At 58.6% G+C, this 26,406-nt stretch carries 22 protein-coding genes and 1 other annotated feature; of the genes, 18 read left to right on the plus strand and 4 right to left on the minus strand.

Annotated elements, in window-relative coordinates; genetic code table 11:
• The first annotated feature begins 241 nt into the window (after window positions 1-241).
• The 17 genes from thrS to RIN56_00240 all read left to right on the plus strand — a co-directional run bounded on the left by thrS (window position 242) and on the right by RIN56_00240 (window position 20,560).
• Entirely contained in the window at window positions 242-2,152 is a 1,911-nt protein-coding gene (gene thrS, locus RIN56_00160) for a threonine--tRNA ligase (GenBank protein MDR7865192.1), read from the plus strand.
• Window positions 2,153-2,220: 68 nt separating this feature from the next.
• Window positions 2,221-2,343: a sequence feature (ribosomal protein L20 leader region), on the plus strand.
• Window positions 2,306-2,890 carry a translation initiation factor IF-3 gene (gene infC, locus RIN56_00165; protein MDR7865193.1) on the plus strand — a complete coding sequence of 195 codons (585 nt, stop codon included), beginning with the start codon at window positions 2,306-2,308 and terminating at the stop codon, window positions 2,888-2,890. It overlaps the preceding feature by 38 nt.
• A 13-nt stretch (window positions 2,891-2,903) precedes the next feature.
• Entirely contained in the window at window positions 2,904-3,101 is a 198-nt protein-coding gene (rpmI, locus tag RIN56_00170; protein MDR7865194.1) for a 50S ribosomal protein L35, read from the plus strand.
• 39 nt (window positions 3,102-3,140) lie between these two features.
• Window positions 3,141-3,497 carry a 50S ribosomal protein L20 gene (gene rplT / locus RIN56_00175; protein ID MDR7865195.1) on the plus strand — a complete coding sequence of 119 codons (357 nt, stop codon included), beginning with the start codon at window positions 3,141-3,143 and terminating at the stop codon, window positions 3,495-3,497.
• A 223-nt stretch (window positions 3,498-3,720) separates the two neighbouring features.
• Window positions 3,721-4,569 carry a class II fructose-bisphosphate aldolase gene (locus tag RIN56_00180; GenBank protein ID MDR7865196.1) on the plus strand — a complete coding sequence of 283 codons (849 nt, stop codon included), beginning with the start codon at window positions 3,721-3,723 and terminating at the stop codon, window positions 4,567-4,569.
• Window positions 4,570-4,738: 169 nt separating this feature from the next.
• Window positions 4,739-6,100 carry a TrkH family potassium uptake protein gene (locus RIN56_00185; protein MDR7865197.1) on the plus strand — a complete coding sequence of 454 codons (1,362 nt, stop codon included), beginning with the start codon at window positions 4,739-4,741 and terminating at the stop codon, window positions 6,098-6,100.
• 12 nt (window positions 6,101-6,112) lie between these two features.
• Window positions 6,113-6,775: a TrkA family potassium uptake protein gene (locus RIN56_00190; protein MDR7865198.1), complete on the plus strand. Its 663-nt coding sequence runs from the start codon at window positions 6,113-6,115 to the stop codon at window positions 6,773-6,775.
• Window positions 6,772-7,584, plus strand: a complete 813-nt coding sequence (locus tag RIN56_00195) for an RNA methyltransferase (GenBank protein ID MDR7865199.1) — start codon at window positions 6,772-6,774, stop codon at window positions 7,582-7,584. Before RIN56_00190 ends, RIN56_00195 begins: the two co-directional genes overlap by 4 nt.
• A gap of 432 nt (window positions 7,585-8,016) precedes the next feature.
• Window positions 8,017-9,039, plus strand: coding sequence for a phenylalanine--tRNA ligase subunit alpha (pheS, locus tag RIN56_00200; protein ID MDR7865200.1), 1,023 nt, complete (start codon window positions 8,017-8,019; stop codon window positions 9,037-9,039).
• Between the two features lie 13 nt (window positions 9,040-9,052).
• Window positions 9,053-11,482, plus strand: a complete 2,430-nt coding sequence (pheT, locus tag RIN56_00205; protein ID MDR7865201.1) for a phenylalanine--tRNA ligase subunit beta — start codon at window positions 9,053-9,055, stop codon at window positions 11,480-11,482.
• 169 nt (window positions 11,483-11,651) lie between these two features.
• Window positions 11,652-13,052 (plus strand): amino acid permease, encoded by a 1,401-nt coding sequence (locus RIN56_00210; protein ID MDR7865202.1) that lies wholly within the window; start codon window positions 11,652-11,654, stop codon window positions 13,050-13,052.
• A gap of 87 nt (window positions 13,053-13,139) precedes the next feature.
• Window positions 13,140-13,409: a cell division protein ZapA gene (zapA, locus tag RIN56_00215; protein MDR7865203.1), complete on the plus strand. Its 270-nt coding sequence runs from the start codon at window positions 13,140-13,142 to the stop codon at window positions 13,407-13,409.
• Window positions 13,410-13,474: 65 nt separating this feature from the next.
• On the plus strand, window positions 13,475-14,137 hold the full coding sequence (locus tag RIN56_00220) for a DUF421 domain-containing protein (protein MDR7865204.1): 663 nt from the start codon (window positions 13,475-13,477) through the stop codon (window positions 14,135-14,137).
• A gap of 54 nt (window positions 14,138-14,191) precedes the next feature.
• Window positions 14,192-15,109, plus strand: a complete 918-nt coding sequence (locus RIN56_00225; GenBank protein MDR7865205.1) for an alkaline phosphatase family protein — start codon at window positions 14,192-14,194, stop codon at window positions 15,107-15,109.
• Entirely contained in the window at window positions 15,102-17,600 is a 2,499-nt protein-coding gene (locus RIN56_00230) for a DUF3656 domain-containing protein (GenBank protein MDR7865206.1), read from the plus strand. The genes RIN56_00225 and RIN56_00230 overlap by 8 nt, the downstream gene beginning before the upstream one ends.
• 47 nt (window positions 17,601-17,647) lie before the next feature.
• Window positions 17,648-20,014: an endonuclease MutS2 gene (locus tag RIN56_00235; protein MDR7865207.1), complete on the plus strand. Its 2,367-nt coding sequence runs from the start codon at window positions 17,648-17,650 to the stop codon at window positions 20,012-20,014.
• Between the two features lie 18 nt (window positions 20,015-20,032).
• Window positions 20,033-20,560, plus strand: a complete 528-nt coding sequence (locus RIN56_00240; protein MDR7865208.1) for a DUF2148 domain-containing protein — start codon at window positions 20,033-20,035, stop codon at window positions 20,558-20,560.
• A 62-nt stretch (window positions 20,561-20,622) separates the two neighbouring features.
• Here RIN56_00240 and RIN56_00245 read toward each other — a convergent pair whose 3' ends face one another.
• From RIN56_00245 to RIN56_00255, 3 genes are all read right to left on the minus strand, one after another.
• Window positions 20,623-21,807 carry a PLP-dependent aminotransferase family protein gene (locus RIN56_00245; GenBank protein ID MDR7865209.1) on the minus strand — a complete coding sequence of 395 codons (1,185 nt, stop codon included), beginning with the start codon at window positions 21,805-21,807 and terminating at the stop codon, window positions 20,623-20,625.
• Window positions 21,808-22,015: 208 nt separating this feature from the next.
• Window positions 22,016-22,573, minus strand: a complete 558-nt coding sequence (locus RIN56_00250; GenBank protein ID MDR7865210.1) for a hypothetical protein — start codon at window positions 22,571-22,573, stop codon at window positions 22,016-22,018.
• A gap of 12 nt (window positions 22,574-22,585) precedes the next feature.
• A complete protein-coding gene (locus tag RIN56_00255; GenBank protein ID MDR7865211.1) occupies window positions 22,586-22,906 on the minus strand; it encodes a YbaB/EbfC family nucleoid-associated protein in 321 nt (106 codons plus the stop codon).
• 228 nt (window positions 22,907-23,134) lie between these two features.
• On the opposite strand from RIN56_00255, the gene RIN56_00260 reads away from it, so the two are divergent.
• Window positions 23,135-23,386, plus strand: a complete 252-nt coding sequence (locus RIN56_00260) for a hypothetical protein (protein MDR7865212.1) — start codon at window positions 23,135-23,137, stop codon at window positions 23,384-23,386.
• A gap of 889 nt (window positions 23,387-24,275) precedes the next feature.
• Here RIN56_00260 and RIN56_00265 read toward each other — a convergent pair.
• Entirely contained in the window at window positions 24,276-26,405 is a 2,130-nt protein-coding gene (locus RIN56_00265; protein MDR7865213.1) for a penicillin-binding protein 1A, read from the minus strand.
• Window position 26,406 lies beyond the last annotated feature (1 nt).

A 26,406-nucleotide genomic window follows, 5' to 3' on the forward strand; every position in this document is an offset into this window, starting at 1 on the left:
GAGGACAAGACGGCAGCGTACGGACGTTGCAGAGAAGAGGTGCCGTGGCTGAGAGCACCTTTACAGACACCTGCTGTTACCCCCTCCAAACTGCGCGGCTGAACAAAGTAAGCTGTGCCGGGTGACGCCGTTATAGTATAACAAGCTGGGCTTCCAATGCCAATCAGGGTGGAACCGCGGGCAACAACCCCGTCCCTACGAGGACGGGGTTTTATTATTTATCGTGGAAAGGGGAATACACGTGGACAAAGTAAAAATTACCCTGAAGGACGGGGCAGTGAGGGAAGCGGCCGCAGGGGCATCGCTGCAGGAAGTGGCGGAATCAATAAGCCGCAATCTCGGCAAAAACGCTCTCGCCGCCAAAGTGAACGGCCAAACCGTCGACCTCCGGCAAAAAATAGAGCAAGACGCTCAGGTAGAATTTCTGACCTTCGAGGATGCCGAGGGCAAAGAGGCGCTGCGGCACAGCGCCTCGCACATCCTTGCCCAGGCTGTCAAAAGACTGTACGGCAACGTCAAACTCGGCATCGGTCCGTCGATAGCCAACGGTTTCTACTACGACATCGACACCGCCCACACATTCGTTCCTGAAGACCTTGAGAAAATCCAGGCCGAGATGGAGAAAATCGTTAAAGCCGATCTGCCCATCGAACGCATGGAAACAAGCAGGGAAGAGGCGCTCAAGCAATTCGGCGAAATGGGCGAGACTTACAAACAGGAACTCATCCGCGACCTGCCTGAAGACGTAACAATATCCCTCTATAAGCAAGGCGAATTTGTCGACCTGTGCGCGGGTCCTCATGTTCCCTCCACCGGCCGCGTTAAAGCGATCAAACTGCAAAGTCTGGCCGGAGCCTACTGGCGGGGCGACCAGCACAACAAAATGCTCCAACGCATCTATGGCACCGCTTTCGAAAAGAAGAGCGACCTTGACGACTATCTGACGATGCTCGAAGAAGCCGCCAAGCGCGACCACCGCAAACTTGGCCGCGAACTTGATTTGTTCAGCATTCAGGACGAGGGTCCGGGCTTCCCCTTCTTTCACCCCAAGGGCATGATTGTTCGCAACGAACTGGAAAACTTCTGGCGCCAGCTACACGTAAAATACGGCTATCAGGAGATCAAGACACCGATCATTCTCCACCAGAAGCTCTGGCAGCAATCGGGCCACTGGGATCACTACAAAAACAACATGTACTTCACCACCATCGACGACGAAGGCTATGCCGTAAAACCCATGAACTGCCCGGGCGGCATCCTTATCTACCGGTCTCAGCACCATAGCTATCGCGAGTTTCCCTTGCGCACCTGCGAACTCGGCCTCGTTCACCGTCACGAACTCAGCGGCGCTCTCCACGGCCTGATGCGCGTACGCAGCTTCACCCAGGACGACGCCCACATCTTCTGCCTGCCCTCGCAGATCAAGTCCGAAATCAAGGGTGTTATCGATCTCTTCAACACAATCTACGGCACCTTCGGCATGAGCTACCATGCCGAACTCAGCACAAAGCCCGAAAAAGCCATGGGCTCGGACGAAGTCTGGGAAGAGGCCACCGAAGCCCTCCGTGAAGCCCTCGAAGAATACGGCATGGTGTATAAGATTAACCCCGGCGACGGCGCCTTTTACGGCCCCAAAATCGACTTCCATCTCCGCGACTCCATCGGCCGGACGTGGCAGTGCGGCACAATCCAGCTTGACATGCAGATGCCGGAAAAATTCGACCTGACCTTTGTCGGCGAAGACGGGCAGAAACACCGCCCGGTTATGATCCATCGCACCTGCTACGGCAGCATCGAACGCTTCATCGGCATTCTTATCGAGCACTATGTCGGGGCATTTCCTGTCTGGCTCGCCCCCGTCCAAGTCAAGATCCTGCCGATAACCGACCGTCAGATAGAATACGCCCATACCCTGGCGGCCCAGATGAAGGCCAAGAATATCCGCGTCGAAATCGACGACCGCAACGAAAAGATCGGCTATAAAATTCGCGAAGGCCAGATGGAGAAAGTCCCCTACATGCTGATTATCGGCGACAAGGAGAAGGATACCGGCACCGTAGCCGTGCGTCAGCGGGGCAAAGGCGACATCGGTTCCGTGCCTGCGGCAGACTTTATCGCCGGCGTTATGGACGAAATCGTCGCCAAGTCCTGATATTATCCGCAACGCACGCTTGACTTTGCCGATCAGTGATGCTAATATTACTAAGTAAACAAAATATTTTTCTAAAGTAGAGGCCATCCGCTTCTCACCTTACAACGCATAGCTGTTCGTAAGGTCAGGCAACCAAGCTGATTATTGCTTTTTATGCGGGTGGTGTATGCCATCCGCATTTTTATTTTGTTACGAATTATTAGGAGGTGTGCCGCGATTAGTAAGGATAACCTTCGGATCAACGAAGAAATCCGCGCAAGAGAAGTCAGGGTCGTTACAGCCAACAACGAACAGTTAGGGGTCATGGTGCTTCGGGAGGCATTGCGTATTGCCGCCGAATCACAGCTTGACCTGGTGGAAGTCGCTCCTCTCGCCAAGCCGCCGGTTTGCCGGATCATGGATTACGGCAAGTACAAATACGAACAGCAGAAGCGAGAAAAGGAAGCCAAGAAGAAGCAGAAGATCGTCACCCTAAAGGAAGTCAAGGTTCGTCCCAACATTGAGGACCATGATTTTCAGGTCAAACTTAAAAATGCCCAGCGCTTCCTCCAGGATGGCGATAAAGTAAAGGCGACCGTCATGTTCAGGGGCCGCGAACTTTCCCACCCCGAATTAGGTCGTCAGGTACTTGTCCGTTTGGCGGGCGAACTCAAGGATATCGCCAACATTGAACGCGACGCCAAACTTGAAGGCAAGAATATGATAATGATTCTCGCAGCAAAACAGCAACAACACTAAGGGGGAGACTGACATGCCGAAAATCAAAACTCGCAGAAGCGCCGCCAAGCGGTTTAAAATCACCGGCAGCGGCGAATTCAAGCGCGCCAAAGCTTACAAAAGCCACATCCTGGAGAAGAAGTCGCCGGCCCGCAAACGTAACCTGCGCAAAGCCGGGCTTATCAGCAAGGCCGACCACGACCGCGTTTCCAAGATGCTTCCGTACGCATAACAAAAATAATTTATCGATTTTTGAATGGGGGTATAAAACATGCCAAGGGTTAAAAAAGGCGTGACTGCACATAGAAGACACAAGAAGATTCTCAAACTCGCCAAAGGATATCGCGGGTCAAAGAGCAAGCTTTTCAAAAAAGCCAATGAAACGGTAATGAAGGCCCTCTACTACGCCCGTCGCGACCGTCGGGCCAAGAAAGGCGAATTCCGCCGCCTCTGGATCGCCCGTATCAACGCTGCCGCCCGTGTCAACGGCATCTCCTACAGCCAGCTGATGAACGGCCTGAAAATAGCGGGCGTACAGGTCAACCGCAAAATCCTCGCCGATCTCGCCATCCACGACAGCGGCGCGTTTACCAAACTGGTCGACACCGCCAAGGCTGCGAAACAATGATAACACAACCCCGGACAGTGTCCGGGGTTTCTTTTTTTCTGCCCTAATTATTGCGGCGACCGCCACCTTGTGGGTTGCATAACCGCGTGCAGAACTGGACACAATGGGTGCAAAACATAATCCAAATTTTTTAGAACATTCCGAAGGTTTTTTTGTCGGCAAGCGCGAATATCATATAACACAATCAGCCTGTATACAGCAATTTGTAAGGGAGGAGTTTAACTTGAGCTTGGTAACTATGCGGGAACTGCTGCAGGACGCCAGGAGAAGGAAGTATGCCGTCGGCGGATTCAACGTATTCAACTTCGAAACACTGAGCGCGGTAATGGAGGTAGCAGAAGAACTCAAAACTCCCCTGGTCCTCGGTATTCCCGAACGCCTCTTCAAGTTTGTCGATGTGGACACCTTGAGCGCCGCCATGGTTCGGGCCGCTCAGAAAACGTCGGTGCCCATCGCATTGCACCTGGATCACGGCCATACCTACGAAGGGGTGCTGAAAGCCATCCGCTGGGGCTTCACTTCCGTGATGTTCGACGGATCGGCGCTGCCTTTGGCCGAAAACCTCAAAAGAACTAAAGATATTACCCGCATAGCCCATACTCTCGGTATTTCCGTCGAGGGTGAACTGGGCTATGTTGGTTTTAACGATAGTAAAACGGATATCAAAGACGACAACATCGTCACCCCCGACATCGCCGCCGATTTCGTGGACAAAACGAAAATCGACGCCCTGGCGGTGGCGGTGGGCAACAACCACGGCGCCTATCGCGGCAGTCCCAAACTGAATTTCTCGCGGCTGAGCGAACTCAACCAGGCCGTCAACGTGCCTCTGGTGATGCACGGAGGATCGCGGCTCAGCCGGGACGACTACCGCAATTCCATCGTATCCGGCATATCAAAGATCAATGTCGCCACCGACATGTCGCAGGCGGCCGCTGAAACGCTCAAAGCGGAATTGCTCAAGAGCCCTAATGCCAACTACATCCACCTCATGTCGGTGGTGAAGAAGGGCGTCAAAGACTCGGTCCGTAAATACATGCTCGCCTTCGACTGCATCTCCAAAGCGGTGTAAACACGCGAAACCACACACCCGCCGTTATCGGCGGGTGTGTCTTTTCCCCAGTCAAGCATATACCGGTAAAATCGCTCATAAATCCCGGTAGACAGCGGGAAACTGTAAGTATATAATAAGTCCGACACACCCGATTCCATATATTCCCGGAAAGAGATGGAAGCAAAGCATGGCTGTACGCGATAACGTAACCGACCTTCTCGACATATCCCAATGGAAGCTCACTCCTTATCAGATCCTGGCGGCCGGCTTTGCCGGCCTTATCATCGCCGGAGCAGCGCTCCTGGCCACGCCGCTGGCGTCCGCCACCGGCGAGCCGCTGCGATTCATCGACGCCCTTTTTACCGCGACCTCGGCCGTATGCGTCACCGGCCTGGTTGTGGCAGATACCGGCACACGGTTCTCGCTGTTCGGGCAAATAGTCATTGTCCTCCTTATCCAGGCGGGCGGACTCGGCATTATGACCATGGCCACCCTGATGGCTTTGCTGATGGGCAAAAAAATCAACCTGCGCGAACGGCTCATCATCCAGGAAGCTATGAACCAGCTGACCGTCGCCGGCGTCGTGCGCCTCACCCGCTATATCATCAAAGCCACCCTGCTGATAGAATTTATCGCCGGTACAATTCTGGCGGTCCGCTTTTACCAGGACTACGGCGTAAAGGGCATCTATTTCGGCTATTGGCACGCCGTTTCGGCCTTCTGCAACGCCGGTTTCGACCTTTTCGGCGAATACCGCAGTCTTACCGGCTATGTCGACGACCTGACCGTCAACCTCGTTATCTCCGCCCTTATCATCCTCGGTGGTATAGGATTCTCCGTCATGGCCGACGTCTGGGAAAATCGCCGTTTCCGGGATTACTCCCTTCACAGCAAACTCGTTTTAACCGTCACAGCCTTTCTCATCACATTCGGCGCCGTCGTCATCTTCGCTTTCGAGCAGGACAACCCGGCCACACTCGGCCCGCTCTCCTGGGACGGGAAAATCCTTGCCAGCTACTTCCAGTCGGTAACGACCCGCACTGCCGGCTACAATACCGTGCCGATCGGCGAGATGGGCAACGCCGCCCTATTCTTCATCGTCATCCTGATGTTTATCGGCGCTTCGCCCGGCTCCACCGGCGGTGGCGTAAAGACAACCACGGCCGGGCTGCTGGCCGCCGCTATCTGGGCGCTCGTCCGCGGCCGGGAAGACGTGGAAATATTCGAGCGTAGCCTGTCCAGATCGATAATTTACAAAGCGTTTGCCCTGGTGTTCATCGCCGCGCTGCTGGTAATCGTGGTCACCATGATACTATGCGTCAGCGAGTCGGCCCCCTTTCTCAACATCCTTTTCGAAGTCGTATCCGCCTTCGGAACGGTAGGGCTCAGCACCGGCATAACCCCGGACCTTTCCGTCACCGGCAAACTGTGGATTATACTCACCATGTTCGCCGGCAGGGTCGGCCCGATAACTCTTGCCCTGGCGCTGGCCCTCCGTCAGCGCAAAGCGATGGTCAAATACCCCGAAGGTAAAGTAATAATAGGTTAGAGGTGACGAACAATGGCCAAGAAAAATAAACAGTTCGCGATCATCGGTTTGGGGCGTTTCGGCACGAGCGTCGCCCTAACGCTGTCCAAGGCGGGCTATGAAGTGCTTGCCATCGACGCCAACGAAGAGCGGGTCCAGAAATTCAGCGACGAGGTCACCCACGTCGTACAGGCGAATACCACCGAGGAAGCGGCCCTCAAGGCCCTTGGCATCCGCAATTTCGACACCGTCGTCGTGGCCATCGGCGAAGACATCCAGGCCAATGTTCTCACAACCCTGCTTCTCAAGGAGATCGGCGTGCCCAACATCGTCGCCAAAGCCCGCAACGAACTGCATGGCAAAATGCTCGAAAAAATCGGCGCCGACAAAGTCATCTATCCCGAAAGGGACATGGGGATGCGAGTTGCCCACAGCCTCGTTTCCGCCAATGTCCTCGATTATATCGAACTGTCCCCCAACCTCAGCCTGGTCGAAGTGGCCGCCCCGGTAACGCTTCAGGGGCGCAGCCTGGCCCAGGCCAACCTCCGCGCCCTATACGGCGTCAACGTCGTCGCCATAAAGCGCGGCGAACAGATCATCGTGCCGCCCCAACCGGGCGAAATGATCAGCGATCAGGATATTCTGATCGTCGTCGGCACCAACGACGGCGTGCAGAAACTGGAGGAACTGGAATGACCGAAATCATCGCCAGCCCCCACAACCAGCTGGTGAAAACGGTCGCGTCCCTGCGGCAGAAAAAATATCGCGACGAACTTGGCCTTTTTACCGTGGAAGGCGTCCGCCTGGCGGAAGAAATCGTAGCCGCCGGCTGGCCAATCGAAAACTGCGTTTTCACCGCCGCCGCGGCGGCCGATTCCCGCGCGGCAGTATTACTCGACGCCCTGCGGGAAAAAAGGTGCCGGCTGGTTCAGGTTTCCGACCAGATCTACGCCAAAATATCCGATACCCAAGAGCCGCAGGGAATCATGCTCGTCGCTGCCAAGCGCCCCGTCTCCTTCGCCGACGTCCTCTCCCGGTCGCCCAAACCCCTCATCGCCGTTCTCGATGGCATCCAGGATCCGGGGAACGCCGGGACGATCATCCGCACCGCCGACGCTGCCGGCTGCAGCGGCGTGGTGTTGCTAAAAGGCTGCGCGGACCTCTACGCCGGGAAAACCGTGCGGGCTACAATGGGCTCGCTCTTTCATCTGCCGGTTGTGGCGAGCCTGGCCAGCGACGAGTTTCTCCGTGACCTTGTCACGGCGGCGATCCCTCTTATCGCCACCGATCTGGCGGGAGCGACAGTCTACTCCGCCGCCCGTTTGTCCGGGCCGGCGGCCATCGTCTTCGGCAACGAGGGCGCGGGAGTTGGCGCCGATCTGCTCGCAAAAGCCGCAGAGCGGATCATCGTACCAATCTACGGCAAAGCCGAATCGCTCAATGTCGCGACAGCGGCGGCGGTAATCCTTTACGAAGCGGCCCGCCAGCGCCTGTCAACCTTGTAATTTCCCGGCCGATATGCTATAATACGTTTTAGCAATGACCTGTAATTTCCATGATGTCAGAGAGGGTGTGGTCTCGTTGCTGGTGACCGCCGATTTCTTCTGGAGAATGTTCGAAGCCACCGGTTCCATTGCTGCGTATTTACTCTATAAAAGACTGATGATCCAATAGGATTGCCTGCCATGACGGAGAGAGTACGCCGGATTCGTTTCCACAGGGAGGATGCCGCCACAGACTGAGAGCGGCGCCGCAAACGGACGGCCGAAGTTCACTCCCGAGCATCCGCGCTGAAGAGGGTTTCTTGCGTAGGCCGGACGGTTTTTCCCCGTTAAAGGAAAAGCGAGGACACTAGTAGGGTGGTACCGCGGAAGCAAAGCTTTCGCCCCTTGGGGCGAAAGCTTTTTTATTTGTAATCACGAACATTGGAGGTAAGTATGGAACAACAACTCAGAGAGCTTCGCCAGGCGGCCGTCGCCGATATACCCCAAGCGGACAGCGTCGATGCCCTCAATGACCTCCGCGTCAAGTACCTGGGGAAAAAGGGCAGCCTCACGGCCATCCTGCGCGGCGTTGGCAGCCTTGGCCCCGACGAAAGGCCGCGGGTCGGCCAACTCGTCAACGAGCTCAGGGCCGAACTGGAAACACTCATCCAGAGCAAAGCGGAAGAACTGAAAAAAGTGGAACTGGCCGGCAAAATCGCCGCCGCCAGGCTCGACGTCACCCTGCCCGGCCGTAGGCCCGCATCCGGCCACAAGCATCCGCTGACGTTGACCCTTGAAAGGATAAAATCCGTGTTCATGCGCATGGGTTTCGATATTGTCGAAGGGCCGGAAATAGAAACCGATTACTTCAACTTCGAGGCCCTCAACCTGCCCCCCGATCATCCTGCCCGCGACATGCAGGACACATTCTACATCACCCAGGACATCCTGCTCAGGACCCATACCTCGCCGGTCGAAGCCCGCACCATGCAAAGCGTTCCCCCCAACTCTCCCGTGCGGATAATCTCCCCCGGCAAAGTCTACCGGGTCGACTACGACGCCACCCACTCGCCCGTCTTTCATCAGGTCGAAGGTCTTGTCATCGACAAAGGGATCAGTTTTGCCGACCTCAAAGGCACCCTGGACCAGTTTGCCAAGGAGATTTTCGGCAGCAGCGTCAAACTGCGCTTCCGGCCCAGCTTCTTCCCCTTCACCGAACCGAGCGCCGAAGTCGATATATCCTGCGTCATGTGCGCCGGCCGCGGCTGCCGCACCTGCAAAGGCACCGGCTGGCTGGAAATCCTCGGCTCCGGCATGACCCATCCCCGCGTCCTTGAAATGAGCAATTTCGACCCCGAGCAGGTCAGCGGCTTCGCCTTCGGTATGGGCGTGGAGCGTATCGCCATGCTGGTATATGGCATCGACGACCTCAGGCTTTTCTACGACAACGACATGCGCTTCCTGGCGCAGTTTTAAGGGGGGATACGTCATGCGCACATCAATCAACTGGCTTAAAGACTATGTAGAGTTTTCCGAAACCCCTGAGAAACTCGCCGACATGATGACCATGGCCGGCGTGCCGGTGGAAAACATTGAATACCGCGGCGAAGGCCTGTCAAAAGTAGTCGCCGGGCGAATTGACGAAATCACCGCTCATCCCAACGCTGACAAACTCCTGGTCTGCAAGGTGGACATCGGCGGCTCCGCGGTCACAATCGTCACCGGCGCCACCAATCTCAAAACCGGCGACGTCGTCCCGGTGGCCCTCGCCGGCGCTAAGCTCGCTGACGGGCTGGAAATCGGCACAGCTAATTTTCGCGGCATCGAATCCCAGGGTATGCTTTGTTCGGGCGATGAGCTCGGCATGGACGCCAAAATTGTCCCCCCCGAGCTGCGCGACGGGATATATATATTGCCCGCCGATACCATGCCCGGCGCCGACGCCCTTGCCGTGCTCGGCCTTGACGACGTAGTGCTGGAATTTGAGCTGACCCCCAATAGGGCCGACTGTTTCCACTCTCTGGGGCTGGCCCGCGAGGTTGCCGCACTCACCGGCGGCACCCTCAGAAAACCCATGCTCATGCTCAAGGAAGAAAGCGCCGATAAGGCCAACGACCTGGCTGCCATAACCATCGATGAGCCGGCGCTGTGCGCCCGCTTCACCGGCCGCATTCTCCAGAACGTCAAGATCGGACCCTCGCCCGCCTGGCTGCAACGCCGTGTTCAGGCCGCCGGCATGCGGCCGATCAGCAATGTTGTCGATGTTACCAACTTCGTTATGATGGAACTTGGCCAGCCCATGCACGCCTACGACTACAACCTGCTCGCCAAGCACCGTATCATCGTCCGGCGGGCCAACCCGGGCGAACGCCTGACGACCCTCGACGGCGTCAAACGCGAGCTTACCCCCGATATGCTGGTCATCGCCGACGCCGTGCAGGCGGTCGGTATCGCCGGCGTAATGGGCGGGCTGGCCACCGAAGTCACAAACGCCACCCGCACCGTTCTCTTGGAAGCCGCCTCCTTCAACGGCGCCAGCATCAGACGCACCTCCAAGGCGCTCGGCCTGCGTTCGGAAGCGTCGAGCCGGTTTGAGCGCGGCGTCAACACCGCCGATATCATCCGCGCCCTCGACCGGGCCGCCCAACTGCTGGAAGAAATGGGCGCCTGCACCGTCTGCCCCGGCATCATCGACGCCTACCCGGATGTCCAACTGCCGCGCCAGATTTCCGTTTCCCCCGCCCAGATAAACGCCCGCCTCGGTGTCGACCTGCCGGCCGCCAAGATGGTCGACATCCTTCGCCGCCTGGAATTCGACGTCGAGACCCAGCCCGACAAGTTGCTCATAACCGTCCCCACCTGGCGGGGCGATGTCAGCAGGCCGGCCGACATCAGCGAAGAAATCGCCCGCATCTGGGGCTACGAAAACATCCCGGCGACCACCCCGTTCGGCAACGCCAAGGCCGGCAGCCAGAGCTACACCCAGACGATAACCGACCGCAGCAAAGACATCCTTGCCGGCCTCGGCTTCAGCGAAATCATCACCTTCAGCTTCACCCACCCCGCGGTATTCGACAAGCTCGGCCTACCGGACGACAGCGCATTGCGCAAAGCTATCCCCATCCTCAACCCCATCACCGATGACTTTCCCGCCATGAAAACCACCCTGATGGGCGGCGTTCTCCAGACGGTGGCCAGCAACCTGTCGCGCAAAAACGACGACCTGAAAATCTACGAACTCGGGGCGGTATACCGGCCTCACAGCCTTCCGCCTACAGAGTTGCCGGATGAGCCGCCGATGCTGTGCGGTGCCCTGTGCGGCAAACGGGCCGATCTCGCCTGGAACCAGTCGCGGGAAACCGTCGACTTCTATGACGCCAAAGGGGCGGTCGAGGTGCTGCTGGCGAAACTCGGCATCACCGGCTACCAGGTGCAGTCAGGCGAATACTACGCCATGCATCCCGGCAAAACAGCGCTGTTCGTTAAAGACGGCGAAATGCTCGGCGCCGTGGGCGCAGTGCATCCTCAGGTGCTTGACGCCTTCGGCCTCGGACGTGAAGTATACGTATTCGAGCTTGATGTCGCCCGCCTCGTAAAGCAGTCCGTTCTCATCGGCGGCTACCGGCCGCTGCCGCGCTTCCCGGCCATTGCCCGCGACTTGGCCGTCATCCTTCCCCAAAGCGTGACAGCCGCCCAGGCGACTGAGGCCATCGTCGCAAGCGGCGGCGAATTGCTCGCCGGCATCCGCCTCTTCGACATGTACACCGGCGAACAAGTGCCGGCCGGAGCGAAAAGCCTCGCGTTCGCCTTGACCTTCCAGGCTACCGACCGCACACTCACCGACGACGAAGTCGACGGTTACTGCAACGGTATCGTTGACCATATGGAAAAAACACTGGCTGCGAAACTGCGGGTATGACCGCGGCGGTTTAGCCAGCCCGTTTTGCCATAAGCAGCGGATCATTGCGTGAAAGATGTCCCCGACAGCAGGAAATGATTGCCCACGGCCAGTATTATTGGCGCCGCCGGAGCAATACTACTGTCAGGGACATCTTTCTGTCGTATTGTGCTGAAAAGGGGGAGAGCTTCTGGACGTTTTCCGCACCAAAAACATCGAAACACTCAAAAAAGGGGCCGCCCGCCAACAACTCAAAAAAACCCTCGGCGCGACCGATCTCATCCTCCTGGGCATAGGCTGCATAATCGGCACAGGAATCTTCGTGCTGACCGGGGTGGCAGCCGCCCAACACGCCGGTCCCGGCATAATGCTCTCCTTCGTCCTCTCCGGCCTGGCGTGCGCCTTTGCCGCCCTCGCGTACGCCGAACTCGCCGCTATCGTCCCCATAGCCGGCAGCGCCTACACATATTCGTACGCCGCCCTCGGCGAAATCGTCGCCTGGATAGTGGGCTGGAACCTCGTACTCGAATACTCGGTCGGCTCAAGCGCGGTCGCCGCCGGTTGGTCCGGATATATGATCGGTCTTCTAAAGGCGGCGGGCGTCGAGTTGCCCAAAGCGCTTACCGCCGTTCCTGCCGACGGCGGCATCGTAAACCTGCCGGCCATCTTCATCGCCATCTTTCTCAGCTTTCTATTGGTGCGCGGCACCAAAGAAAGCGCGTCCCTAAACAGAATACTCGTCATCGTGAAGCTGGTCGCCGTTTTCATCTTTATCGTCCTTGCGGGGCCGAAAGTCAACCCGGCCAACTGGTCGCCGCTGATGCCCTTCGGCTTTAGCGGCGTCGCCGCCGGAGCGGCCCTCATCTTCTTCGCCTATATCGGCTTTGACGCCGTCGCCACCACTGCCGAAGAATGCAAAAACCCCAACCGCGACCTGCCCATCGGCATCATCGGCTCGCTGGTTGTCTGCACCATCCTTTATATCATCGTTTCGGCCGTCCTTACCGGCGTCGTATCCTACACGCAGCTCAACAACGCCGAACCTGTGGCTTACGCTCTCAGAGCCATAGGCTATAACTTCGGTTCCGCTCTCGTCGGCACCGGCGCCATCGCTGGCATAACGACGGTGCTGCTCGTCCTGATGTACGGCCAGACCCGCATCTTCTTCGCCATGAGCCGCGACGGACTTATTCCCGGGGGCATCTGCGCCGTGCATCCCACCTACGGCACCCCCCATATCATCACAATCGTCGCCGGCATCGCCGTGGCCTTGATCGCCGGGTTCACCCCCATCGGCATCATCGCCGAACTCACCAACATCGGCACACTGTTCGCCTTCGTGGTTTCGGCCATCGGCGTGCTCGTCCTCCGCTACACAAAGCCGGAAGTTCCTCGCCCCTTCCGCTGTCCTGCAGTCGGCATAGTCGCTCCCCTGGCCGTGATCTCCTGCGGGTACCTCATGTACAACCTTCCCTATGACACCTGGGTCCGTTTCGTAATCTGGTCGGCCATCGGGTTTGCCGTCTACTTCGTTTACGGACACCGCAACAGTGTGCTTGGTAAGCATGGCGACCAACTGTCAGAGGAATAAAGGGATGAACCGGCAGCCGCCAGGCTGCCTTTTTCTTGCGGCAGGAAAAATAAGGGTGAGGGGCGAATTATACACAATAGACACAGCGTGAGGCAAGGTGAAGAAATGGGCGCGAAGAAGCATAAAGTCGTAGTGCAGATATTCGGCGACAACTACCCTCTCAGGGGCGACGCCGAGCCGGAACGCATAATGAAGGTGGCTGCCCTCCTCGACGAGCGGATGCGCGAGACCGCCTTCAGCAACCCCCGCGTGTCAACCACCATGGTTGCCATCCTCACGGCGCTCAATATCGCCGACGAATACCTGCGCCTGCAAACCGACTATCAGCAGCTGCTCAAGATGCTGAACGACGAGTAAGGTCGCCGGTATACCGCTCCCAGCCGCGGTCAATAATAACACCAGCGGAAGGAGTGACAGCGGCGATGGACTACGGGACCCCCGGTCAGGTAATTCTCAGAATGGCGGCCATCTTCGCCGTGGCGCTCATCGTCGTCCGCGTTATGGGCAACCGCGCCGTGGGTCAGCTTTCGCCCTTCGATTTCGTTCTCATGGTAGGCATCGGCGACATTGTCGCCAACGTAGCTTTGGCCCGCAACGAGAGTCTGCTCATCGGCGCCGAAGGGCTCATCGGCCTGCTCGTCCTCCAGCAACTGCTCTCCCGCCTGGCGCTCAAGAACAAGTTCCTGCGCAAGCTGTTCGAAGGCACACCTGTCGAACTCATCGAGGACGGCCGCATCCTCCGCCAGAACCTGACCAAGACCCAGTTCAACTACGACGACCTCCGTCAGGAATTGCACAAACAGGGTCTCGACTTCTCCAACCTCAAGGACATCAAGCTGGCCCGCCTAGAGAGCTGCGGCACCTTTACGCTTATCAAAAGCCCCGATATGGAGCCGCTAACCCGCCGTGACCTGGAAAACTTTATCCGCAGCCTTTCCGAAAACCCGCTCAGCCCGGCAGGGACCGGATGGGCCAAAATAGAACAGCTGGCAGCCGACGTGCGGATTCTCGCCGACTACGTCCAAAGCCAGCAGTCCGCCGCCCCGCCTAGGGAAAAAGCAACTGCTGAGCACGTATTGCACTAAAGAAGGGCTCGCCCTTCTTCTTTTATTGCATCCGAATGGAGCGTTTGACCTACTATGCGAAGAGTACTGCTCATCTTCATCGACGGCCTGGGACTGGGGGACAACGACCTGGCCGCCAACCCGCTAGTCCGTTTCGACCCGCCTTTTTTCCGCGATCTGTTCGGCACGCCGCTCGTCAGGGAACTTGGTCTCATCCTCGGCGACGAAGCGTGCCTCGTGCCGACCGACGCGTCTATGGGAATACCCGGCCTGCCGCAGAGCGCGACCGGGCAGACCGCCATTTTCACCGGCGTAAACGCCCCGCAGCATATGGGCTGCCACATCCTCGGCTTTCCCGGTCCGGCCCTCGCCGAAATAATAGCCGCGCACGGCCTGCCGGGCGATCTGGCCGCCGGCGGCTTCAGCGTGACCTCAGCCAATATGTACACCGCCGACTACATGGAACTTGTGGCCCGCCGCAAACGCCGCCATTCGGTCACCACCCTCGCCATCCTCGGCGCGGGCCGGCCCTTGCGCTCTCTGGCCGACATGGCCGCCGGCGCGGCGGTCTACCAGGACATCACCAACGAGATGCTGCCGCGGTTCGGTGTGGAAGGTGTGCCGACCGTCAGCCCGGACGAAGCCGGAAGAAGGCTCGCGGCCCTCGCCGGCAAGCACCGTTTTACCATGTTCGAGTACTTCCAGACCGACCGTCAGGGCCATAAGCACGACTGGGAGGAAGCGGCGAAAATCGTTGCCAACCTCGATGGCTTTCTCACCGCCGTCCACCGGGCCGCCGCAGAAACCCTGGTGATAATCACCAGCGACCACGGCAACTTCGAGGACTTCACCACCAAAACCCACACCCTCAACCCCGTGCCGACAATCCTGTTCGGACCTGGGTGCCGCCAGGTCGCCGCAGGCATCCGCAGCCTCACCGACATTAAACCCGCCATCATCGCCTATCTAAAAGAAGGTGTAGAAAATGGTTGAACTACTGGCACCCGCCGGCAACGCCGAAGCTTTCGCCGCTGCCCTAAACAGCGGCGCCGACGCCGTATACCTCGGCGGACGGCAGTTCGGCGCCCGCGCGTACGCCGCCAACTTCAGCGACGAGGAACTGGCCGCAGCGGTGCGAAACGCCCACCTCCTGGGCGTAGCCGTGTACGTGACAGTCAACACCCTTGTCGATAACAGCGAAATTCCCGCCCTGGCGGATTATCTACGCCATCTGTACGAAATCGGCGTGGACGCCGTCATCGTCCAGGACATCGGTGTTGTCGCCGTAGCCCGCCGCGTCGCGCCCGACCTGCCCCTGCACGCCAGCACCCAGATGACAGTCCATAATTTAGCCGCGGTTGAGTTCCTTGCCGGGCAGGGCATCAGCCGCGTCGTGCTGGCGCGGGAACTGTCGCTGGACGCCATTCGCCGGATATGCGAGCGCTCCCCAATCGAAATCGAAACCTTCATCCACGGCGCCCTCTGCATATCCTACTCCGGGCAATGCCTGATGTCCAGCATGATCGGCGGCCGCAGCGGCAACCGCGGGCGTTGCGCTCAGCCTTGCCGCCTGCCTTACACCCTCCTCGATGAAGCGGGCCGGGACGTACTCGCCGGCCAGGACGCCGGGGAATACCTCCTGAGCCCCAAAGACTTCAACACCATTGAGCATATCCCCGAGCTTATCGACGCCGGCGTAGTCTCCTTCAAAATCGAAGGCCGCATGAAGCGGGCCGAATATGTAGCCGTCGTCGTCGACAGCTACCGCCGGGCCATCGACGCCAGCCTCGCCGACCGGAGCGGCTTTGCCGTTCCCGAACAGGACCAGAAGAACATGGCTCAGATATTCAACCGCGGCTTCACCTCCGCCTACCTGTTCGGCAAACAGGGGCGTGAAATGATGAGCGACCGCCGCCCCAACAACCGCGGCGTTCGCATCGGTCGCGTCATCGGCTACGACCCGCGGAAAAAGACGGCGCAGATCAAACTCGACGAACCGCTCGCCCTCGGCGATATTGTCGAGTTCTGGGTTAAAGTCGGCGGCCGGTCGAGCGCCACCGTAACCAGTCTCTCCGTCGACGGCCGCCCCGTCAATACCGCCCCCGCCCTGGCCGTGGCCACCATCCCGGTTGAAGGACCGGTCCGGGCCGGCGACCGGGTGTTCAAAACCTTCGACGCCGCCCTCATGGAAAAGGCGCGGGCCAGCTTCAGCGGCGCCGGCCCGCAGCGCCGTCTGCCGGTTGACGCCAGCGTGGCGGTGGGGGAGGGGCGGCCACTGACAGTCACCCTCACCGACGAAGCCGGCAACACCGGCTCAGGACAGACGTCATTCCTGGCCGAAAAAGCCATCAAGCGCCCTCTTAACGAAGAAACGCTTGCCGCCCAGCTCGGTCGGCTGGGTACGACCGTTTTTGCCCTCCGCGGCCTCGAAAGCCGTATCGAAGGTGAAGTTATGGTCCCGCTCAGCGAACTCAACGAAGCGCGGCGTCAGGCCGTCGAAGACCTGGAGGCAGCCCGCCTGGCCCGCTATTCCCGCCCGCCTCTGGCGGCGACCGTCCCCGACCTGACCGCCTTCCTGCCCGGTCCGCGGAGCGACACTCCCCGCAAGCCCGCCCTGACCGTCAACACCGATACCGTCGATAAAGCCGCCGCCGCCGCCGCCAACGGAGCCGACATCATCATGTTCGGCGGCGATAGCCTCTCCGGCCGGCCGCCCGCCCCGGACGACTACCGCCGGGTAGTAGCCCTGGCCCGCGAGCGCGGCCTCGCCGTCATCCTCAGCACGCCCCGCCTCGTCCAGGACTGGCAGTGGCCTGCCCTCGAAGCCGACCTTGAACTCTTTCGGGACCTTGCCCCCGACGCCGTCGCCGTGGCCAACCTCGGCGCCCTCCGGCGTGCGGGCAAAGTGCCGGGCCTGGCCATCCACGGCGACTGGCCCCTCAACATCTACAACAGCGCTGCCATCCGGTTTTATGCCGCCCAGGGGCTCGCCAGCCTCACCCTTTCCCCCGAGCTTACCTTCGGGCAGGTCGAGGAGCTTGCCGCTGAACCGGACATCGCAATCGAATGCCTCGTCCACGGATATCTAACCCTCATGATCTCGGAATACTGCGTCATGGGCAGCTTCCTCGGCGGCCTTCACATCGGCGCGTGCACAAAGCCGTGCCTCAAAGGCCGCTACCTGCTCAGGGACAGAATGGGCGAAACCTTCCCCGTCGCCGGCGACCAGTTCTGCCGCATGCACATCCTCAACGCCAAAGAGCTCAGCATGCTCCCCCATGTGCCTCGCCTGGCCCGGTCCGGCGCGGCCCGCATCCGCATCGAAGGCAAGGCGGCCACGCAGGACGAACTTGCCAGAACGACCCGCCTCTACCGTGAACTGCTCGACAAGGGAGAGAATCACCCTCTGTTCGTCGGCGACAATATAAAGTCCGTTGAACACAAAGATATCACCCGCGGACATTATTTCCGGGGAGTACTCTAAATCTACAATGTAGCTAACCCAAGGACAAATAGAGGAGAAAACCGCCGATGGATGCATCAGTTCTGAAGACCCTCGAATTCCATAAAATCCGCGCCATGTTGGCCGCCGCCACCGGCTCCTCGCTGGGGCGGGAGGTAGCGGAAGTCCTAGAGCCGGTCAATCACGCCGCCGACGTACAGTGGCGGCTCGACGAGACCCAGGAGGCATTCGACATGTTGGCCGCCGCCGCCATCATTCCCCTCGGCGGCATCCGCGATATCCGCGACCAGCTGCATAGGGCCGCACGGGGCTCCAGCCTCGAGCCGACCGACTTCGTCGCAATCGCCAGCACCCTTTACGCCGCGCGGCGGATGAAGCAATTTTTCGTCGACCTGACCAACCCGGTGCCACACTTGGAAGAAACGGCTGCGGCGATCTCCGTCTTCCGCAGCCTGGAAAGCGCCATCGAAGACACAATCAGCGACCAGGGCGCCGTCCTCGACAGCGCCAGCCCCGAACTGGCCCGCATCCGCCGGGAAATTCGCGTTACCCAGAGCCGGGTAAAAGAAAAACTCGATCACATCATCCACTCCGGCGAATACCAGAAACTGCTCCAGGATGCCATTGTCACCATCCGTGGCGACCGCTACGTCATCCCGGTAAAACAGGAATACCGCCACGCCTTCCCCGGCATAGTGCACGACCAGTCGGCCAGCGGCGCTACCGTTTTCATCGAACCGATGAGCGTCGTCAACCTCAACAACGACCTCAAGCAACTCATGGCCGCCGAAATAAACGAAATCGAGCGTATCTTGCGCCACCTCACCGCCCAGGTTGCCGCCGCGGCCGACCCACTGCTGGAAACCTGCCGGGCCCTCGGCCAGATCGACTTCGCGTTCGCCAAGGCCCGCCTCGCCCTCAACATGCAAGCCGTCCGTCCTCTGCTCAACACCGCCGGCTGCGTCAACCTCCGCCGCGCGCGCCATCCCCTCATCCCCGCGGAAGTCGTCGTCCCCATCGACGTACGCGTCGGCAAGGAATTTACGGTGCTCGTCATCACCGGCCCCAACACCGGCGGCAAAACCGTCACCCTTAAAACGGTCGGGCTCTTCGCCCTCATGACCCAGGCCGGCCTATTCATACCCGCCGCCTCGCAGTCGGAGATGCCCGTCTTCGCCAATGTCTTCGCCGACATCGGCGACGAGCAGAGCATCGAACAGAGCCTCAGCACCTTCTCCGCCCACATGACCAACCTTGTCCGTATCCTCGGCCGCGTCGCCGCCGACGACCTTGTGCTCATCGACGAAATCGGCGCCGGCACCGACCCCGACGAAGGGGCAGCCCTGGCAATGTCCATCCTTGAGTACCTCTACCGGCGCGGCACTCGCGTCATCGCCACCACCCACTACAGCGAACTGAAAACCTTCGCTTACTCCAGACATGGAATCGAAAACGCCAGCGTAGAATTTGACATACAGACCCTGAGACCCACCTACCGGCTGCAGATCGGTATGCCCGGCAGCAGCAAGGCGTTCCTCATCTCCCAGCGTCTCGGCCTGGATGCCGCCATCGTCGCCAGAGCCCAGGAACTCATCGACGAAGACTACGCCGAATTCGACAAAGTGCTCACCGCCCTTGAAGAGCAGAAGCGGCTCTTCGCCGACCGCCAGGATGAAGTACGCCACCTGCAGCGCGAAGGCGAAGAACTCAGACGGAGCCTTGTAAAAGAAAAAGAAGCCCTTGCCGAGAAAAAGAAACAACTTATCGACAAAGCCCAGGCCGAAGCGGAACGGGTGCTGCGCCAGGCCAGGATAGACGCTGAGTCCGTGATCGCCGACCTCAAAGCCCAATTCGCTTCCGAAACCATGCGGGAGAGGCAGCAGGCCATCGACGGCGCCCGCCGTCGCCTCGCCACCGGCCTCGGCGCCGTGCGCGCCCTTGGCGACGAGGCCGACGAGCGGGAACAGGGCGCGCCCGCCACCGCAGATGACCTCGTTCCCGGCGCGAAAGTATACGTCGCCACCCTCGGGCAAAAAGGCACCGTTCTCGCCGTGGCCGGCGACGAGGTCACCGTTCAGCTGGGCATAATGAAGCTCAACGTGCCGCTGGCCAGCTGCCGGCTTGCCGAGTCGGCGCCAGCCCGGAAGGAGAGCCGGAGTCGGGCGGTGATAGACCTGACCAAGGCCCAGCAGGCGTCCCGCGAAGTCGATATCCGCGGCCAGACGGTGGAAGAAGCGGAAGCAGCCCTGGACAAATACATCGACGACGCCATCCTTGCCGGGCTTGGCGAAATAATCGTCATCCACGGCAAAGGCACCGGGGCGCTCAAAAAGGGAGTCAGAACCTATCTCAAAACCCACCGGGCCGTGCGGGACATCCGCATCGGCGAAGCCGGCGAGGGCGGCGACGGCGTTACGGTCGCCAAACTTAAGTAAGCGGAATGGGGGAGAGAAATGATCATCAAGAGCCAGGAAATCGAAGAACGCGCCGGGGCGCGGATCGCCGACCTCATGTGCGTCGCGGCCCGCACCGCACCTAAAGCCAGGGGCGTCGACAACCTCGTTGTCATGCTTGTTAACGCGCGGGAAAAGGACCAACTGGCCGAAGAGATGAGGAAAATCGCCAAAGAAAGCGGGGCGCAATTCTTCGAACGGGATGCGGCCTGCCTCGATAAAGCGGTTGCGGTCATCCTTCTCGGGCAGAAGGCGAAACCGCTGGGAGTTGCCCCCTGCGGCTATTGCGGTCACGGAAATTGCGCCAACTGCGCACAGAAAGACGGCCTGTGCGCCATAAGCATCGGCGACCTCGGCATCGCCATCGGCTCGGCGGTCTCTATCGCCGCCCTCCATCACATCGACAACCGGGTAATGTTTTCGGCCGGCAAAGCCGCCCTCAACCTCGGCCTTTTCCCGGACGACGTAAAGATCGCCTACGGCATTCCGCTCAGCATATCGGGCAAAAGCCCTTTCTTCGACCGTTAATATAGCGCCAGTCTGACTTTTTCTACAAGAAAAGAGGTGTGGATTTCTCCACACCTCTTTTCTCATTTGTACTCCTTGATGACCTGAGCAAGCCGGCCAATCCCCTCGCGGATCCGTTCCTCCGACATATTGGAAAAGTTTAGCCTCAGCGTGTTTTCCACCCGGCCGTTAGGGAAGAAAGAATCGCCGGGCACGAAAGCCACATTACGTTCAAGGCACCTCTTCAAAAGCTCCACCGACTTATAGCCTGCCGGCAGTTCCACCCAGGTGAACAAGCCGCCTTGCGGATAGGTATGCTTCACCCCTGCGGGAAAGAGCTCGTCTATCGATGTCAGCATCGCGTCACGGCGGCGACGGTACACCTCAATAATCTTCTGCACATGGGCGTCAATATCATACAGCTCGAAGTATTTGTCTATCTCCCGCTGGCTGATCGAAGACGTATGCAGATCAGCCCCCTGCTTGATGAGGACGAACTTATCGAAGAAATTCGCCGCTGCCGCGATCCAGCCGATCCTCATCCCCGGACAGAAAATTTTCGAGAAAGTGCTGACGAATATCACCAGACCCGTAGTATCGAAAGATTTAATCGATGGCGGTATCTGTCCCTCGTAGCGCAGCTCGCCGTACGGGTTATCCTCGACGACCGGCATTTCGAACTCCTCAATCAGCGCGGCGAATTGCCGCCGCCGCTCCACCGACCAGGTCCGGCCGCTGGGATTCTGGAAATCGGGAACAACGTAAATAAACTTCACCCGCTCAGTCGAGCGCAGAATTTTCGCCAACTCCTCGATAACCATCCCGTCATCGTCGGTCGGCACCTCCACGAATCTGGGCTGATAGGCGCGGAAAGCGCTGATGGCGGCAAGATAAGTGGGGCTCTCGCACAACACAACATCGCCGGCGTCCAGGAAAAGCTTGCCGGCGAAGTCAAGCGCCTGCTGAGAACCGCTCGTAATGAGAATATTCTCGGGGCCGACCTTGACGGCGAATTTAGCGTCGATTCTTTGCGAAATCTGCCTGCGCAGCGGTTCGTATCCTTCCGTTGTAGAGTATTGCAGCGCCTGGCTGCCAGCCTCGTCAAGCACCCGGATAGCCGCTTGCTTAAGCTCCTGAACAGGAAATACTTCCGGAGCGGGCAAGCCGCCCGCAAAAGAAATTACCTCCGGACGCGCCGTGATTTTTAGGATCTCCCGGATTTCGGACGCTTTCAAAAGCTCCACTCTTGTCGCAAAAGCCACTCCCATAGAATTATCATCCTTCCGCCGGCTTACTGTTATTCCCTATAATACACGGCGGAAAGAAGCATCGTAAATATCCAATCAACTAAAAATGGCGAAATATTGGATATTAGCGTAGCGAAATGGATATTGGCAATATCCAATGTGCGGTAACGGCACAACCAGCGCCATACGGAAAAAAGATGTGGAACAAGCCCACACCTTCCCGAATAGATCAAAAAGTACTTTTCCAGTTTAGATATCTTCCCGGGCCCTTCTTATCCCCCTCGGTCGCCTCGGGGGGGGCCTGCCGTTCGCCCTGCGAATCGAGAGTCATCGTCGCAGCAGTGGGAGTGACGACACGCTTCTCCTCGCCCTTGTCGCCGCCTTTATCAGGTTTTGGAGCTTCCTGCTTGGCCGTATCGCCTTTTTCTCCCTTGTCGCCCATATTGTTGAGCAACCCCATCATTGCGCCGATCGTAGCAGGATTAAGCTTCGACTTCACCTGTGGACTGTTGAGAAGCGGCAGGAGAGAGACAAGTGTTTCCGGCCCCAGCCCGCCGCCCTCGCCCTTGGAAAGATCGCCGAGCAGCTTCTGCAGAGTATTGGCGCCGGCTGCCGGCGCCGCCTGCACAGCCCGTGGCTGCCCGTGGCCGAGGATTGACACCAGGCAGATCAGCGACAGAACGGGGACGAGCGATTCGTAGCCCGCGCCGTCGTTAACAGCCGCATCAATCATCCGCGACACCGATTGCAGCAGAGAACCGGGCCTTTCTACCGGTTCGTTGGCCATAAAAACTCCTCCTTAAAACAACCCGGGAATATTCGGCAGATTAAGGTCGCCGGCAAGTTTGCCCATTGCGGCCTGATGCATCTCACGGGATTTGGCCAGTGCACCGTTAACCGTGGCTACGAGCAGATCCTGCAGCAAGACCGCGTTGCCAGGTTCAAGATACTTTCCGTTCAGCTCGATGGACACCACCGTCTGCTGGCCGTTCACAATCACCTTGACCACATCGCCGCTCGAAACCTCGATCCGTTCGGACTTGAGCTGTTCCTCCGCCTGGCTGACATTCTGCTGCACCTTTTTCACCATTTCCATGACATTGCCAAACTGCTCCCACACATCATTCACCTCCACAAAACTCTACGCTAGCTTATGCGTTGTCCGTCGTCGTGTGTGTGTCCACAAAATTTGCGGGACCGTTCCCCGGTGACCGTCATATATTAAACTAGAAAAAAACGCTGCGGGAGGAATAGATAAATGCGCGGCCAGCGAAAAAATAAACACAGGGCGGCACAATCTCTGCGGGACGTCGAGGGCGGAGATGCAGTAAAACTGGCAAAGCCCGTCATGAAAAACAGACCCCTGAAGATGCTCAAGAGGATGGTCAGCAACCCGGATTTCAGCTACCAATGCATGGTCGTGCTGCTGTCCCTGACCCAGAACAACGTCTCGATGGACCGGCGGATCGACACGATGACATCGTCGCTCGATACCCTCCGGAACATAACCGGCGTGCTGACCAACGCCACCCAATCCCTCAAAACGGCGGCGGAAGCGCCAAGGCAGATTAGGCGGCTGGTCAAACCGGGCGGCAGTTAAATTCATCGCGCGGGTAACACTTTAGAATTCAAACCCATATATTGAAGTAGAAGGGCGGGCGGTACCTGAAGGTGCTGACCATCCACTCCTTGGCACCGCCCTTAATAACGACATACTAAGGGGGAAAGAACGAATGGCTAGAGGTTTTTGCGGCGGCGGGAACGGTTCATTTGTAGTGATCATCATTATCATCATCCTGCTCCTGTTCTTCTTCGAGGACGAAAGCGTCAGCATCTAACACCATACTTACCGCTCAAGGAACACGCGGCCAGCGTGTTCCTAATATTTTACCGCGACGGTAACCGCCGTCGGGCATAATCCATATACTAAACTGAAGGGACCACGATAATGGACCTGACCCGATTACTAGGAGGGAGGACTGAACATGGGTCGTAACTTTGGCGGCTGCGGCGGCAGCGGGTCGATTGTGGTTATAATCATCATAATCATCCTGCTCCTGTTCTTCTTCGAGGATGACGTAACCGGCACCATCTAGCCCGATATTTGCCCCATAAGGGAACACGCTGCCAGCGTGTTCCTAAATTTTCGCGGCAGGGTGACCGATGGACGCCCAACGCCATATATTAGACTAAAAGAGATTCCATATTAACCAGACAGTAGACGAGGAAGGAGGAGTTTGAATGGGTCGCGGATTTTTCGGCGGCTGCGGCGGTGGCAGTGGAGTCGTGGTGATCATTATCATCATCATCCTGCTCCTGTTCTTCTTAGAGGATGATTTCAGCGACACAATCTAACATCATACTTACCGCAGGAACACGCCGGTGCGTGTTCCTATCGTTTGAGGCGTACAAGAAGGCCTGCGGTTGTAATAATCTATATGCTGTCGGCGGCAAAAAAAACACGCGCGAGGTGCGCGTGTTTTTGTTTTCTAATTCTTCTTCGGTGCTTCAGGCTTTGTCGGCGCCGCCGGCTGGGCAGGAGGGGAGGGGGCGGTGGGCTTGGAAGCCGTCGGCGGAGGGGGCAGTGTCCGCCCTCCGTCCGCCGGGGCGGGTTTATCATCGTTCTTCTCCTCGGCCGGCGCCTTCCCAGGTTTAGGTTGCGTGCCCTCGATAAATATCTCGTTGTGGGCGTCCTTGCTCTTCGGATCGGCCAGATTACCGTCCTTGGGGGAAACAGGCGCAGAAACGATGCCGCTCGGCCGGGAAAAATCCTTTACCGGTGACTTGGCGAGAGCCGCCATCATAAAATCATGCCAGATCGTCGCGGGAATATCGCCGCCGGTGATGCCGTTCAGATACTCCGGCGTATCGAAGCCCATCCATACGGCTGCTACGAGATCCGGGGTGAAACCGACAAACCAGGCATCCTTGTAATCGCTGGTCGTCCCGGTCTTGCCGGCAGCCGGCCGGCCGATATTGGCGCCGCCGCCCGTGCCGCGAGTTATGACGCCGCGCATCATATCGGTCAATAGATACGCGCTCCGCTCGTTAACAACCGCCTTCGCCTGCGGCTGGTGCTGTTCCAGCACCTTGCCGCTCCTGTCCACAACCCTGAGAATGGACGTCGGCTCAACCCGCACGCCGTTGTTGGCCAGCACGCCATAAGCTCCGGCAAGTTCCAGCGGCGTTACTCCGCGGGACAAGCCGCCGAGAGCCATCGCCAAGTTTACATCATTCACCGAGCCACGGGTCACCAACGTCGAAATCCCCATCTGCTGAGCATAGTAAAGCGGCTTTGCGGGGCCCACCTGGTTGGCGAGCTTCACCGCGACGACGTTGAGTGAATTCTCCAGCGCCGTGCGTAGCGTCACCCGGCCGCGGAACTTATGGTCATAATTGATCGGCGAGTAACTGCCGAAAGTAACGGGTTTGTCCTCGACGATGGTTGCCGGCGTCATGCCGCTTTCGATCGCCGCCAGATAAACGAACGGTTTGAAAGCCGATCCCGGCTGCCGCTCGGCCAATACCGCCCGGTTGAACTGGTCGGTGCCGCGGCCGCCCACCATCGCCTTGATATGGCCGTTCTGCGGTTCGATGGCCACCAGCGCGCCCTGGGGTTGCTTGATACCTTTAGCGTCGGTGCGGTAAGTCGGCAGTTTGCCCATCGCCTTTTCCGCCGCCCGCTGCATATTCAGATCCAGAGAAGTGTAAACTTTCAGTCCGTCCTTATACACGGCATCGGCGCCGTACTTGTCGATGAGCTGCTGGGTCACGTAATCGACGAAATATGAGGCTTCGCCGCCGCTGCCGGGTGAACGCGCCGTCAGCTTCAACTCGACGGACTTGGCTTTGTTCGCCGTATCCTGGGAAATGAATTCATACTTGACCATCTGATCGAGAACGACGCCCTGACGTTCTTTCGCAGCTTTGAGATTATTAAGCGGCGAATAATAATTAGGGCTTTTAGGAATACCGGCCAGCAAGGCGCATTCAGCCAGATTGAGATTTTCCACATTCTTGCCGAAATAAACCCAGGCTGCCGCCTGAACGCCATAAGCGCCCTGGCCGAAATAAATCTGATTGAGGTATAACTCGAGAATCTCCTGCTTTGTATACTGACGCTCGATCTGGATAGCCAGCACCGCTTCCTGGATCTTGCGCTTCAGCGTCTGTTCCTGGGAGAGGAGGGCGTTTCGCGCCAGTTGCTGGGTAATAGTGCTTGCCCCCTCCGAAACCCCGCCGCCGACGACATTGGCGAAAACAGCCCTGAGGATGGCCCGGGGGTCGACGCCGATATGCTGATAAAAGCGGGCGTCCTCGGTGGCGACGAACGCGTTCTGTAAATCCTTGGGCACTTTGCTAAGCGCGACAGGCAGCCGGTTTTCCACCGAATGGATGGTGGTTATCAGCCTGCCGTTGATGTCGAAAATTTGCGAAGAAGCGGCCGGGCGAATCTCGCCCTTCAGACTGGGCATGGTATGGATGCTGGCCGTCAGGAAACCGAGGCCGGCGCCGGTGATCATTACGATAAAAACAATAATGGCGATTGCGGCGACGGTCAGCCACCTGCCCTTCGAGCGGCGGCTATTCCCGGCGTTGTTGCTGGAGTCGGTGCTCATG

This window comes from Sporomusaceae bacterium (genome assembly GCA_031460455.1).
Taxonomy (GTDB): domain Bacteria; phylum Bacillota; class Negativicutes; order Sporomusales; family UBA7701; genus Anaeroselena.